14 protein-coding genes are annotated in these 16,413 nt (G+C 64.9%); 3 read left to right on the plus strand and 11 right to left on the minus strand.

The genetic code is table 11. The features are described 5' to 3' along the window. Positions 1-4: 4 nt before the first annotated feature. Complete coding sequence (locus tag U0034_RS28915) at positions 5-973, minus strand: AraC family transcriptional regulator (RefSeq protein WP_085227296.1); 969 nt, start codon at positions 971-973, stop codon at positions 5-7. Positions 974-1,168: 195 nt separating this feature from the next. Between U0034_RS28915 and U0034_RS28920 the strand changes: the two genes are divergently transcribed. Continuing rightward, the gene (locus U0034_RS28920; protein ID WP_085227295.1) at positions 1,169-2,221 is read left to right on the plus strand and encodes an NAD(P)-dependent alcohol dehydrogenase; all 1,053 of its coding nucleotides are present in this window, start codon (positions 1,169-1,171) and stop codon (positions 2,219-2,221) included. A gap of 78 nt (positions 2,222-2,299) precedes the next feature. Here the strand turns inward: U0034_RS28920 and U0034_RS28925 are convergent, their stop codons facing one another. The 8 genes from U0034_RS28925 to U0034_RS28960 all read right to left on the minus strand — a co-directional run bounded on the left by U0034_RS28925 (position 2,300) and on the right by U0034_RS28960 (position 10,813). Further along, complete coding sequence (locus U0034_RS28925) at positions 2,300-2,797, minus strand: TPM domain-containing protein (protein ID WP_085227294.1); 498 nt, start codon at positions 2,795-2,797, stop codon at positions 2,300-2,302. A gap of 2 nt (positions 2,798-2,799) precedes the next feature. Beyond that, entirely contained in the window at positions 2,800-3,630 is an 831-nt protein-coding gene (locus U0034_RS28930; RefSeq protein WP_233211899.1) for a TPM domain-containing protein, read from the minus strand. Between the two features lie 38 nt (positions 3,631-3,668). Beyond that, positions 3,669-4,325, minus strand: a complete 657-nt coding sequence (locus U0034_RS28935; protein ID WP_199187047.1) for a LemA family protein — start codon at positions 4,323-4,325, stop codon at positions 3,669-3,671. A 116-nt stretch (positions 4,326-4,441) separates the two neighbouring features. Next, positions 4,442-4,852, minus strand: coding sequence for a CopM family metallochaperone (gene copM, locus U0034_RS28940; protein WP_085227291.1), 411 nt, complete (start codon positions 4,850-4,852; stop codon positions 4,442-4,444). A 279-nt stretch (positions 4,853-5,131) separates the two neighbouring features. Further along, complete coding sequence (locus U0034_RS28945) at positions 5,132-6,571, minus strand: MFS transporter (RefSeq protein WP_085227290.1); 1,440 nt, start codon at positions 6,569-6,571, stop codon at positions 5,132-5,134. Positions 6,572-6,740: 169 nt separating this feature from the next. Then, positions 6,741-8,447, minus strand: a complete 1,707-nt coding sequence (gene betA, locus U0034_RS28950) for a choline dehydrogenase (protein ID WP_085227289.1) — start codon at positions 8,445-8,447, stop codon at positions 6,741-6,743. Between the two features lie 10 nt (positions 8,448-8,457). Continuing rightward, positions 8,458-9,936, minus strand: coding sequence for a betaine-aldehyde dehydrogenase (gene betB / locus U0034_RS28955; protein ID WP_085227288.1), 1,479 nt, complete (start codon positions 9,934-9,936; stop codon positions 8,458-8,460). A gap of 241 nt (positions 9,937-10,177) precedes the next feature. Next, on the minus strand, positions 10,178-10,813 hold the full coding sequence (locus U0034_RS28960; protein WP_085227287.1) for a glutathione binding-like protein: 636 nt from the start codon (positions 10,811-10,813) through the stop codon (positions 10,178-10,180). A gap of 72 nt (positions 10,814-10,885) precedes the next feature. Here U0034_RS28960 and U0034_RS28965 point away from each other — a divergent pair, with 72 nt between their 5' ends. Next, on the plus strand, positions 10,886-11,629 hold the full coding sequence (locus tag U0034_RS28965) for a TetR/AcrR family transcriptional regulator (protein WP_085227286.1): 744 nt from the start codon (positions 10,886-10,888) through the stop codon (positions 11,627-11,629). Between the two features lie 21 nt (positions 11,630-11,650). On the opposite strand, the gene U0034_RS28970 is transcribed toward U0034_RS28965, so the two are convergent. After that, entirely contained in the window at positions 11,651-13,210 is a 1,560-nt protein-coding gene (locus U0034_RS28970; protein ID WP_085227285.1) for a methyl-accepting chemotaxis protein, read from the minus strand. 309 nt (positions 13,211-13,519) lie between these two features. Beyond that, positions 13,520-14,602: a GlxA family transcriptional regulator gene (locus U0034_RS28975; RefSeq protein ID WP_085227284.1), complete on the minus strand. Its 1,083-nt coding sequence runs from the start codon at positions 14,600-14,602 to the stop codon at positions 13,520-13,522. A gap of 547 nt (positions 14,603-15,149) precedes the next feature. On the opposite strand from U0034_RS28975, the gene U0034_RS28980 reads away from it, so the two are divergent. Further along, positions 15,150-16,400, plus strand: coding sequence for an aromatic ring-hydroxylating oxygenase subunit alpha (locus U0034_RS28980; protein ID WP_085227653.1), 1,251 nt, complete (start codon positions 15,150-15,152; stop codon positions 16,398-16,400). The last annotated feature ends 13 nt before the right edge of the window (positions 16,401-16,413 follow it).

A 16,413-nucleotide genomic window follows, 5' to 3' on the forward strand; every position in this document is an offset into this window, starting at 1 on the left:
TGCCTTACTCCGCGGTCACGTACTGACGCCGCGGCGCCATGGTCACGGGGGGCACGCCCACGACGGCGGCCCGCATGCGCCGTGCCTCGTCCACCGGGGGCACGCCGAAGAGCCGCTTGAACTCGCGGCTGAACTGCGAGGCGCTTTCGTAGCCCACATGCGCCGCCGCGGCACTGACATTGAGGCCATCCTGCGCCATGAGCAGCCGTGCGTGGTGAAGGCGCGTCGTTTTGACGTACTGCATCGGCGAGGTAGCCGTCACGGCCTTGAACTGCGCATGGAAAACAGCGAGGCTCATACCGGCCTCGCGCGCAAGCGTTTCCACGTCGAGGTTGTTGTGGTAATCCGAGTGAATGCGTCGCAATGCCTTCGCGATCCGACCGAAATGATGCTGATGGGTGAGCGCGTGCCGGATCACGTCGCCCTGCGAGCCCGTCAGCACGCGATAGCAGATCTCCCGCAATATCGCGGGCCCGAGAATCCGCCCATCGGCGGGGGAGCCCAGCGCTTCGAGCAGCCTCAGCACCGCATCGCCGAGCGGCCGATCGACAGGCGTTGCATAGAACGCTTGCGGCTCCCCGGATATAGGCCCGCGCGTGTCGTTCAGGGCGATCAACAACTCGGCCACGACCGTCAAATCGATGCCGATCGAAATGGCGAGTAGCGGCTCTTCCGGGCTGGCCTGCGTTTCGCATTCGAACGGCAGCGGCACGGCCATGACCAGGTAGTGCTGGGCATCGTAGACGAAGCTTTGCTCGCCGATGAACCCGCGCTTGCTGCCTTGGCAGACGATGACGATGCTTGGTTCGTACATGACGGGCATGCGCGGGCGGAATTCGTTCACGCGCATGAACTTCACGCCTTCGAGATCCGAGCGCGTGATGCCCTCGGCTGGGGCGAGCTGCCCCAGCAGCTCGATGACGCGGGCTTGGGCGGCGTCGGGAAGCGCCGTTTGCGAGGAGAAATCGTGCATGATTGCGGGGCTGAGTATCCGGAGGATTCGGCTCGAAATCTAGCACCGTTTGCGTTTCTTTGCTGGCAACCCAGAGAAACAGGCAAGTCTTAAATAGCTTCAGGTATTCCGCAACTGCCGTGCGCTTGCATAGCATAGGCCCTTTCTCGCGAACGCATTCGCGAGCTGTTTTCCGTTGTTTTCGTAGGAGAGCACATGTACAAGACCCATGCCTATGCCGCCCGCGATGCGCAATCCCCGCTCGCCCCGTTCGAGCTGGAACGCCGCAGCCTGCGCGAGCACGACGTGTATATCGAAGTGATGTTCTGCGGCGTTTGCCATTCCGACTTGCATCAGGCACGCGACGAATGGCGCAACACGATCTATCCCGTCGTGCCGGGGCATGAAATCGTCGGCCGGGTGAAGGAGGTCGGGCCGGCCGTTACGCGCTACAAGGCCGGCGACCTGGTTGGCGTGGGCTGCCTCGTCGATTCCTGCCGCACGTGTGCGAGCTGCCAGGAAGGCCTCGAGCAGTACTGCGAAAACGGTTTTGTCGGCACCTACAACGGCACCGACCGCGTCACGGGCGAGACCACCTATGGCGGGTACTCCACGAACCTCGTCGTGGACGAAGCGTTTGTGCTGCGCGTGCCGGACAATCTCGACCCGGCCGCCGTTGCGCCGCTGCTGTGCGCCGGCATCACCACCTACTCGCCGCTGCGCACCTGGGGTGCCGGTCCGGGCAAGAAAGTGGGCGTGATCGGCCTGGGCGGCCTCGGGCATATGGGTGTCAAGCTCGCGCGCGCGATGGGCGCACACGTGGTGCTTTTCACGACGTCGCCCTCGAAGATCGAAGACGCGAAGCGCCTTGGCGCACACGAGGTGGTAATTTCGAAGCACCCGGAGGACATGCAACGGCATGTCAACAGCTTCGATTTCCTGCTCAATACGGTGGCCGCGCAGCACGACCTCAATCCGTTCATCCAATTGCTCAAGCGCGACGGCACCATGACGCTCGTGGGCGCGCCCGAGCACGATCACCCTTCGCCGCAGGTGTTCGGGCTCATCATGAAGCGTCGACGGCTGGCGGGGTCGCTGATCGGCGGCATTGCCGAAACGCAGGAAATGCTCGATTTCTGTGGGCAGCACGGCATTACGTCCGATGTCGAGCTGATTCCGATGCAAAAGATCAACGACGCTTACGGGCGGATGTTGAAGAGCGACGTGAAGTACCGCTTCGTGATCGACATCGATTCGCTGCGGCAATAACCCGGAGCCCGCTGGCAGGGCGGCGATCGGGCGGCGGGCGCGTCGGGGTGGGGCGCGCACCGCCGGCAAGCCGCCGCCTCAAAGAATGACCGGCGCGCCGGGCGGCTCCGCCCGTGTCGAATCCTGCAGTGGAAAATGCCGCTCCAGCAGTGCCGTAATCTGCTCGACGCCGGTTATGGCGCCGTGCTCGTATTCGTTGCGCCGGAAGTGGGCCTCCATGTCCTGGCAGATTCGCTCCCATTCGTCGGGCGCTACTCTCGCCGAGATACCCCGGTCGGCCACGATCTCGACGTCGCGATCGGCGAGCAGCAAGTAAACGAGCACGCCGTTGTTCTGCTCGGTGTCCCAGACCCGGAGCTCCGAGAATACGTCGATTGCGCGTTCTCTGGCACTGACGTGCCTGAGCAGCGCGGCCCCGTGCAGGGCGCCTTCTACGGCGAAGTGCAGGCGCGCTACATGGCCGGTGTGACTGTCGCGCACCGCTTGATCGATGGCACGCAGCACGCGCGGCCCAAATGCCAGGCCAACGCGCCAGCGGGTCATGCACAGGTGCCTGAGGATGCGGGCGAGGTCCATGGCTACCACCTTCCCGACGCGCCGCCGCCACCGAATCCGCCGCCTCCGCCGCGGAAGATGTCGTGTCCCGAACGATTGCCGGCTCCGCCCGATCGTCCGCCGAGATAGCGGCCGCCGGCATAAGCGCCGAGTCCTCCGCCCACGAGCGTGAAGAACAGGGCGACGAGGCCTGCTCCAACGGCTATGAGCAACGCGCCCGAGAACAGCCACGCGATCAGGCCGACGAGGCCGCCCGTTGCCAGCGCGCCTGGAAAACGGCCCAGCAGCGCACGCAGGAACCCGCCGGCCGCGATTGCCACAACGAAGAGCACCGGCAGCAGCCGGCCGAATCCTTCGCCTTGCGTCATACGGCGCGCGGGCGGCGCAAGCGGCTCGCCGTCGATCACCCGCATCATGCTGTCGAGCCCGGCATCGATCCCGCCGTAGAAGTCGCCGTCGCGAAAGCGCGGAACGATGACCTCGTCGACGATGCGGTGGCTCGTGGCATCGGTCAATGCACCTTCGAGGCCGTAGCCGACCTCGATGCGCAACGTGCGATCGTTTTTGGCGACGATGAGCAAGGCGCCGTCGTCGACACGTTCACGGCCGATTTTCCATGCCTCGGCCACGCGTATGCCGTATTGTTCGATCGTCTCGGGCTCGGTGCTCGGCACGAGGAGCACGGCGATCTGGCTGCCCTTGCGCGCCTCGAAGGCCGCGAGCTTCGCCTCGAGTGCATCGCGCTGCGCGGCTGTCAGCGTTGCGGTGGTATCGGTCACGCGGCGCGTCAGAGCCGGCACCGGCGCATCGGCGGCGAACGCGTGCTGTGGCGGCCCGCCCGAGAGGCCGGCGATGAACGCGGCGAATAAGACGAATGCGAAAGCCGCGCGGATCAATTGCCGCCCCCGCTCGCGGGGGCGGGCATGGCCGGACGGCCACTGCCCTTGCCCGCGTTCATACCCGAGCCGAAGTCGACCGCCGGTGGTTTCGTAATCTCGGCCTCGTTCGCGACCGAGAAGTTCGGTTTTTCCTTGAAGCCGAACGCCATGGCGGTGAGATTGTTCGGGAAGGAACGTACCGTCGTGTTGTAAGCCTGCACCGCGCGGATATAACGATTGCGTGCGACGGCAATGCGGTTCTCGGTGCCTTCGAGTTGAGCCTGCAGATCGCGGAAATTCGCATCGGACTTCAGCTGCGGGTAATTCTCGGAGACGACGAGCAGGCGCGAGAGCGACGCCGTCAGTTGCCCCTGTGCGGCCTCATATCGGGCGAATGCCTGCGGATCGTCGAGCATTTCCGGCGTGGGGCGGATCGATCCGACCTGCGCGCGCGCCTGAGTGACCCCGATCAGTACGTCTCTTTCCTGATTGGCGTAGCCTTTCACCGTATTGACCAGATTCGGTACGAGATCCGCACGACGCTGGTATTGGTTCAGCACCTCGGACCAGTTGGCTTTTACCGCTTCGTCCTGCGTCTGGATCGCGTTGTAGCCGCAACCCGCAAGGCTTGCTGTAAGCGCGGCAAGCAGCCAGACAATGAGTGTGCGCATCCGGGCCTCCATCGTGCGGGATCGTTGATTGCACGCTACGCTGCTCGCGTGCGGGGCCTTTGACGCAGGTCAAGTCCGGGGTGCGCCCTCATGCCCCTCGCGCATCGGCGCCGCGGCTATTGCGCATGCTTCGACTGCCAGAGTTGCATCAGCCGGATTTCCTTTTCCTGAGCAACGATGATCTGCCTGGCGAGCCGCCGCAGCACCGGATCCTTGCCATACTTGAGCTCCACCTGCGCCATGTCGATTGCGCCCTGATGATGAGGGATCATGTGGGAGACGAAATCCTTATCGGCGTCGCCCGTATAGCTGGGCGCGTTCATCTCTCTCATCATTTTCTGGTCGGCGTCCTTGAACGCCTGCGTCGACGGCCCGGAGGCGCCCGAGGCGGCGGATCCGCCGCTTGCGGCCGGCGCCATGATGACGCTCGACATGGGCGGCGAGTTCGTTTGTGCCGTCGCGGCGAACGAGGGTAGGCAGAGCGCCAGGCAGGCCAGCGTCAGCGGAAGTGACGAATGTTTGCGCATCGCGAATCTCCTTTGGGCGGGCCGGATACAACGGCCGGGTGTCTGGGAGCGAGCCAGTTTCGTGCCCCTTAGCTTATCGCGCTCGCCGCCGACGCGGCTTGGTTGAGGCAATCGTTCGCAGACGGCTGGGTCGTCCGGGACGTCGATTTGGGGACGCATGGGTGCCGGCAACGTTCGTACGACGACGAGGCCAGACAGGCGCGAACGCTGGCCGATGAAGGGGACGCGCAGTGGCGTGTCGCCCTTCGTCCGCGAAGCAGGCTCGATGGAACCCGCCGTTTATGGCTGAACGCCTTCCCGGGTGGCCGCGCGGGGGCGCGCGGCCGGGAGATCGGGCTGCGTCGCGAGCGCTTCGAGCGCAAGCCCCTTCGTCTCGATGCCGAGCAGGGCCACCGCGGCCGCGGCCAATGCAAACGACAGCGCCCCGAGCGTAAATACGCCGCTTTGCCCGAACACGGGCAACACGAGGCCAACGGCATAAGGCCCGATCAGCGAGCCGACGCGTCCGATCGCCGAAGCGAAGCCGGACCCCGTGGCGCGCGCACCCGTGCCGTAGAGCTCGGGTGTGTACGTATAGAGCGCGGCCCACATGCCGAACAGAAAGAATTGCATGGCGAGCCCCGCGGCGATTACGAGCCCGAGCTCGCCGCCATGGAGCAGGGCCTGGCCATAGAGATAGGCCATCGCCGCGCCGCCCGTGAGCGAGGCGACGCACGTGGGCTTGCGGCCCCAGCGCTCGACGAGCCACGCCGCGCACAGGAAGCCGGGAATGCCGGCCAGAGAGATCAGCACCGTATAAAGCACCGATTTCGTCACGGTGATGCCGGCCTGTTGCATGAGTGCGCCGAGCCACGACGTGAGGCCGTAGAAGCCGAGCAATGCAAAGAACCAGAGCGTCCAGACCATGAGCGTGCGCTTGCGGTACACGCCGCTCCAGATCTCGCGGAAGGCGCCTGTGCGAGACGCAGGCGGCTCGATATGGTCGTTTTCGCCAAGCGGGGCAAGGGCGGCGAGCCCGCTTGCGCGCATGACCTTTGCTTCGATGGACGCGAGCACGGCCTCGGCTTGTGCATCGCGGCCGCGGTGCTCGAGCCAGCGCGGCGATTCGGGCACGATGCGGCGTACCACGAGCACGAACGCGGCTGGAATGGCCAGTAGCGCGAAGACGGTGCGCCAACCGAGCGGTGCCAGCGTGAAATAGGAAACGATGCCGGCCGTAATGAAGCCGAGCGGCCAGAAACCGTCCATCAACGCGATGAGGCGCCCGCGCGATGCCGTGGGCACGAATTCGGACAGCAACGCCTGGGCAACGGGAAACTCCATACCCATGCCGATGCCGAGGACGATGCGATAGACGATCAGCGTATCGACGGTTTGCGCAGTCGAGCACAGATACGAGGCCACGCCCCAGAGCACCATGCTCCACTGAAACACAGGGCGGCGGCCGAAGCGGTCGGCGAGCAGGCCGGCAACAGCCGCGCCGAGCACCATGCCGAAAAAGCTCGCACTCGCAACGAGCCCGGCCATGGCGCTCGACAATCCGAATTCCTGTTTGATCGAACCGAGCACGAACGTCATCGTGCCCAGGTCGACCGAATCGAAAAAGAAAGCGAGCGCGATAACGATGAATAGTGTGCCGTGATAGCGCGAGAACGGCAGGCGTTCGAGACGAGCCGCCGCGCGTACGCGCGGCTGGCCGTGTGAAACGGGACGGGACATGGCGGGCTCCGGTGGAAAAGGCGGCGCCATGAAGTGGCATCAGGCAGGCGGCGGCCGCACCGCATCAGTAGATGCGGCCATTAAAACGCGCCATAGAAAAAATCCGGCATGCCGATGGAATGGTCGCGTCACCTGCAAAGACACCGTTCCTATCGGCGTGCCGCCCGTCTCACACGGTGTGAAGCGCGCTCGAATGTGCCGCGCCCATCCCCGCGCGGGCAGGTGCACCATGTGCGACGTAGTAGGGTACGTCGGCGCGGGGCAACGGTTTGCGACCGCGTATCTGGTCCGCGATCTTTTCGGCGATCATGATCGTCGGCGCGTTGAGATTGCCGGTGATGATGCGCGGCATGATCGACGCATCGACGACGCGCAGCCCCTCGAGCCCGTGCACGCGGCCCTCGCGATCGACGACGGCCATCTCGTCGTAGCCCATCGCGCAGGAGCCGCACGGATGGTAGGCCGTCTCGGCCCGTGCGCGCACGAACGCGTCCAGTTCGGTGTCGCTTGCGCAATCCACGCCGGGACTCAGCTCGCGTCCCCGATAGCGGTCGAGCGCGGGCTGCGCAATGATTTCGCGCGTGATGCGGATCGCGTCGCGGAACTCGCGCCAGTCGAGCGGCTCCGCCATGTAGTTGAAGAGGATGCCCGGATGCGCGTGCGGATCGCGCGAACGCAGCTTCACGCGCCCTCGGCTCGGCGAGCGCATGGACCCGACGTGCGCCTGAAAACCGTGCATCTCGATCGCGTTCGAACCGTTGTAATTGATCGCGATCGGCAGAAAGTGATACTGGATGTTGGGCCAGGGGTCGTCGTCGCGCGTGCGGATGAAGCCGCCGGCCTCGAAGTGGTTGCTTGCACCGAGGCCGGTACCGTTGAGCAGCCACTCGAGGCCTATCGCCGGCTGGTTGTACCACTTCAACGCGGGATAGAGCGATACCGGCTCCTTGCACGCGTACTGCATGTACATCTCGAGGTGGTCTTGCAGATTGCGGCCTACGCCCGACAGATCGAGCACGAGCGGGATTTCCAGTTCGCGCAGCCATTCGGCGGGCCCGACCCCCGAGCGCTGCAGGATTTGCGGTGAGGCGATCGCACCTGCGCAAACGAGCACTTCGCGTCTGGCGTGAGCTGTCAGCTGGGTGCCGTGATGGAGATAGGCCACGCCGGTCGCGCGCTTGCCGGAAAAGAGAACGCGGTCCGTTTGCGCACGCGTGACGATCGTCAGGTTCGCGCGCCCGCGTGCCTGATCGAGATACCCGCGCGCGGTGCTCGCTCGTCGGCCGCGTGCCGTCACCGTGCGATCCATGGGGCCGAAGCCTTCCTGGCGGTAGCCGTTCAGATCGTCGGTACGCGCATAACCTGCCTCGACGCCCGCTTCCACCATCGCGCCGAAAAGCGGATTGTTGCCGGGCTTGCTCGTCGTGACATGCACGGGACCGTCGCCGCCGTGGTAGTCGTCAGGACCGACATCGCGTGTCTCCGCTTTCCTGAAGTAGGGCAGACAGTCCAGATAGCGCCAGGTATCGAGCCCGTCGATCTCCGCCCAGCCGTCGTAATCGAGTGCATTGCCGCGGATGTAGCACATGCCGTTGATCAGCGAGGAGCCGCCGAGCCCCTTGCCGCGCCCGCATTCCATGCGGCGATGATCCATGTGCGGCTCGGGCTCCGTTTCGTAGGCCCAGTTGTAGCGCCGCCCTTGCAGCGGATACGCGAGCGCGGCCGGCATTTGCGTGCGGAAGTCGAAGCGGTAGTCCGGCCCGCCCGCCTCGAGCAGCAGGACCGTGACGTCGGCATCCTCGGTGAGCCGCGTTGCCATGACGTTGCCGGCCGAGCCGGCGCCGATCACGATGTAATCATATTCGCTGACATGCATGGGGGCGTCCTCAGAACGCGGGTCGATACGGGCCGAGCTCGACCTGCACGGATTTGATCTGCGTGTAGTGCTCGAGCGTCGTGAGGCCGTTCTCGCGGCCGACGCCCGATTGCTTGTAGCCGCCTACCGGCATTTCGGCCGGCGATTCTCCCCAGGTGTTGATCCAGCAGATGCCGGCCTCGAGGCGATGGATGACGCGATGCGCGCGGGCCAGCCGTTCGGTGACCACACCGGCAGCCAGACCGTAATGGGTTGCGTTGGCGCGTGCGATGACTTCGTCTTCATCGTCGAATTCGAGCAGGCACATGACCGGGCCGAACACCTCCTCGCGTACGACGCGCATGTCGTCGCGGCAGTCGGCGAAAACGGTCGGCGCGACATACTGCCCGCTCGCATAGTCGCCCTCCACGAGCCGATGCCCGCCGGCCACGAGCCGCGCGCCCTCGCGCCTTGCGCTTTCGATATAGCCGAGCACCTTGTCGAGTTGCGCGGCACTCGCGAGCGGCCCGAAGTTCGTCTGCGGATCGCAGGGCTTGCCGACGCGTATCCGTTGGACGCGCTCGAGTACGAGCGCTTCGAACTCGTGCTTGATGCGCCGATCGGCGAACACGCGCGTGCCGTTCGTGCAGACCTGCCCCGCGCTGAAGAAGTTGGCGGTGACGGCGATGTCGGCGGCGCGCGCGAGGTCGGCATCGTCGAAGACGATCAGCGGCGATTTGCCGCCGAGTTCCATCGTCACGTCTTTCAGCGAGGAGGCGCCCGCGAGCGCCATGACTTTCTTGCCCGTTTCGACACCGCCTGTGAACGAGACTTTGGCGATGCCCTCATGTCCCGCAATCAGCGCGCCAACGCTGCCGTCACCCTGCAGCACGTTGAAGACGCCGGCCGGCAAGCCGGCTTCGGTATAGATCTCGGCAAGCTTCAGCGCCGAAAGCGGCGTGAGCTCGCTCGGTTTGAAAATCATCGCGTTGCCGGCGGCCAGGGCGGGCGCCGATTTCCAGCAGGCGATCTGGATCGGGTAGTTCCACGCGCCGATTCCGGCACACACGCCGAGCGGCTCCCGGCGCGTATAGACGAAGGAATCCTCGCGCAGCGGAATCTGCGCGCCCTCGATGGCCGCAGCGAGGCCCGCGTAGTACTCGATGACGTCCGCGCCGGTGACGATGTCGACACTGCGCGTTTCGGCGATCGGCTTGCCCGTGTCGCGCATTTCCAGTTCCGCGAGTTCGTCGTTGCGCGCACGTAGCAATTCGACCGCGCGGCGCAAAACGCGCGAGCGGGCCATCGCGCTCATGGCCGCCCATTCGCGCTGGCCCTGCCGCGCCGATGCGACGGCGCGCTCGACATCGGCCGCGCTCGCCTGCTGAATGGTGGCAAGACGCTCGCCCGTGGCCGGGTCGAACGAATCGAATGTGATGTCGCCGGCCGCATCGGCATAGGTCCCGCCGATGTAAAGACGCTGCAGGCCATAGACAGAGGACGGGCTCATCGACAAGCTCCCACGCGCGATTTCGGAAGGTCTCAACGATAGGCGTTTTGCTCCGCGCGTTCAATCGATCGGCGCGAAACCGGGACCGCGATGTCGGGTTCCGGCAAGGACGTGTCGCGTTTTGGGGGATTGCGGCGGGGGGCAACGGCGGCAGGCATTGCCCGTATGCGAGGAAGCGGCGCACCGGCCGGCTGCCACGAAAGCGCGCAGCAGGCCGGTGCGCGACGCGCGCGCCGGGGAATCAGGCGGTCTTTCGCCGGGCTTCCCGCTCGCGATAGAGCTCGAACTCTTCGCTCATGGCACGCGCGACGGCGGGGCGCGCCGTCACGCGTTCGTAGTAGGCCTCCACGGCCGGCCATTGCGCGAGATCGACGTCGCAGTACTTCGTCCAGCTGAGGACCACCGCGAGGTACGCATCGGCCGCACTGAAGGTGTCGAGCAGCCAGTCGTGCTCCGCGAAGCGCGCATGCAGGAAGTCGAACCTTGCCTTCAATTTCTCGCGCGCATAGCGTTTGACCTCGGCTGGCGCACTGCGATCGAGCAATACGGTAAATATGCCTTTGTGCAATTCCGTGCTCGCGAAGGCGAGCCACTGATGGAACTTTGCCCGCGCCACGCCGCTCGTGGGCGCCAGATGCGCGTCGGGAAAGCAGTCGGCCACACACGAAAGGATCGCGACGTTTTCTGTCAGCAGCGTGCCGTCGTCGAGACGCAGCACGGGTACCATGCCGAGCGGATTGACGGCCAGGAAGTCGCTGCCGTCGGGTAGCCGCTTCGCCTTCGTATCGACCATCGTGTACCGCGCGTCATATCCCGCTTCATAAAAGGCAATGCGCGTGGCAAGCGAGCATGCGAGCGGCGAAAAGAACAGTTCCATTGGCGTCGTCCTCCTGATTGATTTTTGTACTATATTGCACATAAAAACCGGCGGTCAATATTTTTATTCAATATGGTACAAAAAGACGATAGCGGCGGCCCGAAGCGCGGGCGCGGCCGGCCGCGCGCCTACGAGCCCGAGCACGCACTGGCGCGCGCACGCGAGACGTTCTGGCGCAACGGCTACAGCGGCACGACGCTCGACGATCTGAGCGTGGCGACGGGCATGAACCGGCCGAGCCTGTACGGCGCGTTCGGTGACAAGCACGCGCTTTATCTGGAAACGCTTCGCGGGTACGTCGACGCGAGCCGGCGGGCGATGGAGCAGGCGCTGGCGGAGGACCGTCCGCTGGCGGAAGCACTGAGTCACATTTATGAGCTCGCACTGGGGATGTATCTGCGCGAGGATCGGCCGGCGCTGGGCTGCTTTCTGATCGGAACGGCCGCTGTGGAGGCGGTCAACGACGACGCGGTGCGCGCCATCCTCAACGATGCACTGCGGGTGTTCGACGGTTGTTTCGAGACGCGTTTCGAGCGCGCCCGCGCGCAGGGGGAAATCGGCGCGCAGGCGGATCCTGCGTTGCTTGCGGTGATGGCTTCCGCGGTACTTCATACGCTCGCGTTGCGTGCCCGGGCAGGGGAGGCACGCGAGGCGTTGCAGGCAATTGCGCAAGCGGGTACGGCGATGATTTGTGGCGCCGCTGTCGCCGGTGCGGCCGGTGCGGCCGGTGCGCCCGGTGCCGCAGGCGGCAAGCACGGAAAGGAGGGAAAGCAAGGAAAGGGCAGCCCCGTGCGCACGAGGCGCGGCCGCCCATAGACCGATTGCGCGTGCGCCCGCTCAGGCCGCGCCGCCGAGCCTGAATACGGCAACGGCCTCGACGAGCTCCTGCGATTGCGTTTTCAGGCTCTCGGCGGCGGCGGCGCTTTGCTCGACGAGTGCCGCGTTTTGCTGCGTGGAGATATCCATCTGGCGCACGGCTTCGCCGACCTGCGTCACGCCGCGGCTTTGCTCGCGGCTGGCCGTCGATATTTCGCCGACCACGTCCGTGACGCGTTGAATCGCCTGCACGATCTCGCTCATGGTCTCGCCCGCATGGCCCACGAGTGTGGAGCCTTCCTCGACGCGCTCGACGCTGGCCGTAATGAGTGCCTTGATCTCGCGCGCCGCATTGGCGCTGCGCTGCGCGAGGTTGCGGACCTCCCCGGCCACGACGGCGAAACCCCGGCCCTGCTCGCCGGCCCGGGCGGCCTCGACGGCTGCGTTCAGTGCGAGGATGTTGGTCTGAAACGCGATGCCATCGATCACGGCGATGATGTCGGCAATCTGCTGCGCGCTCTCGTTTATACCCCGCATCGTCTCGACGACGCGTGTTACCGTCTCGCCGCCCCTCGCGGCGATTTCCGACGCTCGGCGAGCCAGCTCGTCGGCGGTGCCGGCGTTGTCGGCATTCTGTCGCACCGTCGTGCCGACTTCCTCCATCGATGCCGCTGTTTCCTCGAGCGCGCTCGCCTGACTCTCCGTGCGTGCCGACAAGTCGCGGTTGCCCTGCGCGATTTCGGCGCTGGCCGTGGCGACGCCTTCGGCATTGCCGCGCACGGTGCGCACGACCTGTGTCAGCGAGGCCTGCATGTCGGCCAGCGCTTGCAGGAGCGGAGAAAACTCGTCGCTGGCCGAATCGGAAACGGTCGTCGTGAAGTCGCCGTCGCGCACGCGCTCGGCCACGCCTTGCGATTGCGCGATTCTGACGCGAAGGCGCCGTCCGATGTACTGCACCGACGCGAGCAGCGCCACGGCGATGATCGCGGCGAGGCAGACGAGCATCAGACGCGTGGCACGCGCGGCCTCGTCGATCGCCGCCACCTCCGCTGCGAGGAAGCGGCCCTGCTTCGCCCGTTCGTCGCCGAGCCACCGCTGCATGTGCGCGAATGTCGGAATCGTCTTGCCCATCAGCATCTGGAAGGCCTCGTCGCGGTGGCCGTCCCGTACGAGCTGCAGGTTCTGTTCGGCAACAGGCCAGGTATCGGCCTGCATCTTCAGCCAGATCGAGCGGAATGCCTCCTTGCCGGCCTCGTCGCCGATGTCGTTCAGAAACGCATCGTCGTTGCGGCTGATCTGCTGACGCTTCGCAGTGATGTCGCGCGCCGCGGCGTCCACATCCGTAGCGGAATTGACGAGCATGGCATGGCGCAGATCGAGCAGAACCTGCGTAACGCTCAGCTCCGTGCTCGCGATCCGCTCCAACTGCAGAACGCGAATATTGCCCGCTTTCGCCGCGAGCCGGCTGGCATTCGACAACTGGACCCACGAGACGATGGCCAGCGCCGACAAAGCGACGATGAGCAAGGCGGAAACGGTGTAAAGGCGTTGGGTGAGGCCAAATCGGGCAAGTGGTTTCATAGCGTGGCGTATCGTCTGAGGAAATAAACCTGAAAATAATTTGCGGTCTATTTGTATGTCGACGTTACGCTGCCTGCGCTGAACCCCGCTTGATTGACCTGAATCAAGCGCGCTTCAAATTGACAAATCGAAATGGCGATACCGCCTGTATGCGGTGCGGTGAAACGTTTGCGGAAGGCTGATAGCGCGAGCCGGAATGCCGAGTCCGACTCTATCGTGCGATGAATCGAGCGCGAATCACGCGGTCGCGGCGGCTTCGGAGGGCGCGTGCATGGGCGGCCTCATCGCCGCTGGCGGGCGAGGCCGCAATCAGGCATGCAATGCCACTTCGGGCGCGCCCGGGACAACGGCGTTCGGGCGTGCGAGCGGCGCCACTTGCTTGCGCCGTTCACGTGTGGGCGCCGTACCGAATGCATCGCGGTAGCTTTTGCTGAAATGGCAGGCCGACTGGAATCCGCATGCCATCGTGATGCTCATGATCGACATGTCGGTTTGCAGCAGCAACTCGCGCGCGCGCCGCAACCGCAGCGTGAGGTAGTAATGGGTTGGCGTCATCCCGAGATGCTCGCGGAAAAGCCGCTGCAATTGGCGCTGCGACATATTGGCCAGCCGCGCCAGCTCTTCGCGCGAAAGCGGCTCTTCGATATTGCTTTCCATCAGGGAAATTACTTCGAAGAGCGATTTGTTCGCGGACCCAAGTCGCGCGACGAGCGGCATGCGCTGCTGCGCGCTCGTATCGCGCACGTGATCGACGATGAATTGCTCGGCGATCTGCGTGACGCGCGCGGTGCCCACGCGCGGCGCGATCAGATACAGCATCATGTCGAGCGGGGCGACGCCGCCCGTGCACGTGACGCGATCCCGATCGACGACGAAAAGCTCCTTCAGAAAGCGCGTGCCGGGGAATTCCTCCTTGAGCGCGGACATGTTCTCCCAATGAATCGCACAGGCATAGCCGTCGAGCAGGCCGGCGCGGGCAAGCGCGTACGTGCCGGTACAAAGGCTGCCGAGCATGACACCCGTGCGCGCGAAACGGCGCAGCTCCGAGAGATGAACCGCGGTGGTCGCGCGCTGCACGTCCACGCCGCCGCATACGAAGACGATGTCGGGCTGCTGTGTGAGCGAGGCTACGGGCAACGTATCGACCGAAAGCCCGTTGCTGGCGACGACCGGGCCGCCGTCGGGACTGACGACGGTCCATCGGTACAGCGTTTGGCCGCTCAGGTAATTCGCCATTCGCAGCACTTCGATCGCATTCGAGAACGCAATCATCGTGAAGTTGGGCAAGGCCATGAAAGCGAAATGCGCGAGCGACGCAGTACGGGCGGGTGACATGGGGAGACTTCCTTCGTTTCCGATGTATTGCGGCCGATGGGGGGAACATCGGCGCATTCATTGTGGACGGCAGGGCAACAAGCATGCCATACGGCCAAACCCTAATCGCTACGGGGCCCGACCAAATCCGCTGCACTGCAAACGTGCCGTCGGCGCCTCGGTAGCGCGCACGATCCGCGCGCTCGCGGTGCATGCATCCGCCGCGGCGCGGCAACCGCGAATGCCTTGTCTGGGGTTCCGGTGCGGATGCCGCCCTGCGCCAACCAAAGCTGCAATGCGGCGGCGGATCGTCGGATGGCCGCGCACAGGCGGGCCGGGTCGGGCAGCGGGGGCGGGCCGGGGCGACGGGCCGGTATGCGGCCTGACTTGTCGAAAACGGACGCCGGTGTCGCAAAAGGCCAAGAACGCGTCTGAATTCGTCAATTCGCGAAAAATGCGAACGGCAAGAATAGAACCGTTGCCAACGAACGCGGGCCGCTCGAATGGCACCGTGCCCGATCACGATCGCGCCCGGCCATTCGCGCGTGCCCCGACTCATCGACGGCTCGCCGACATACGTCGGCCAACCCTGCCCGAACAGGACGTGGACGAATCCGGAGCAAATATGAACGTATCGGCAGACATTCGCGAGCTCGTTGAGCGACGCAAGCCAGGCTACAGCCTCGATGCGCCGTTCTATCTCAGCGAAGCGATTTTCGCGCTCGACATCGACGCGATATTCCGCAAGCACTGGATTCAAGTGGCGGTGGAACCGGACGTGCCCGAGCCGGGTGATTACGTGACGGTCGAGATCGCGGGCGAGTCGGTGCTGATCGTACGCGACGACGACATGTCCGTGCGCGCGTTTCACAACGTCTGCCGGCATCGAGGTGCCCGCCTTTGCAACGAGGACAAGGGAACGGTCGGCAACATCGTCTGCCCTTATCACAGCTGGACCTACAACCTCGGCGGCGAACTGATGTTCGCGGAGCACATGGGCGAGAAGTTCGACCGCTGCAAGCACAGTCTCAAGCCCGTGCATCTGCATAATCTCGCGGGCCTGATCTTCATCTGCCTCGCCGAGGAGCCGCCGGCCGATTTCCCGAAGATGCGCTCCGCGATGGAGCCGTATCTGCTGCCGCACGATCTGCCCAACTGCAAGATCGCGGCGCAGGTGGATCTGATCGAGGAGGGGAACTGGAAGCTGACGATGGAGAACAATCGCGAGTGCTATCACTGCGTCGCGAACCATCCCGAGCTGACGATCTCGCTCTACGAATACGGTTTCGGCTATCAGCCGTCGCCGAGCAACGCCGAGGGCATGGCCGCATTCGAGCGCGCCTGCGTCGAGCGCGCGGCCGAATGGGAGGCAATGCGGTTGCCGTCGGTCGAGATCGAACGTCTTCTCGACACCACCGGCTTTCGCACGCAGCGCCTGCCCCTCGATCGGAGCGGCGAATCGCAGACGCTCGACGCGAAGGTTGCATCGAAGAAGCTGCTCGGCGAATTCACGCGCGCCGACCTCGGCGGCCTTTCGTTCTGGACCCAGCCGAACTCGTGGAATCACTTCATGAGCGATCACATCGTGACGTTCTCCGTGATCCCGCTGTCGGCGGGCAAGACGCTCGTGCGCACCAAGTGGCTCGTGCACAAGGACGCGGTGGAGGGTGTCGACTACGACGTGAAGAATCTGACCGCGGTATGGAATGCGACGAACGATCAGGATCGCAGGCTCGTCGAGTTTTCTCAGCGCGGCGCGGCGAGCAGTGCCTACGAGCCCGGCCCCTACTCCCCGTACACCGAAGGCCTCGTGGAGAAATTCTGCGATTGGTACGTGACGCGCCTGGCCGAGCATCTCGGCGTGGCGAATCGATGAACGCGCGAGGCGG

This window comes from Trinickia caryophylli (assembly GCF_034424545.1).
In the GTDB taxonomy this organism is placed as follows: Bacteria; Pseudomonadota; Gammaproteobacteria; order Burkholderiales; family Burkholderiaceae; genus Trinickia; species Trinickia caryophylli.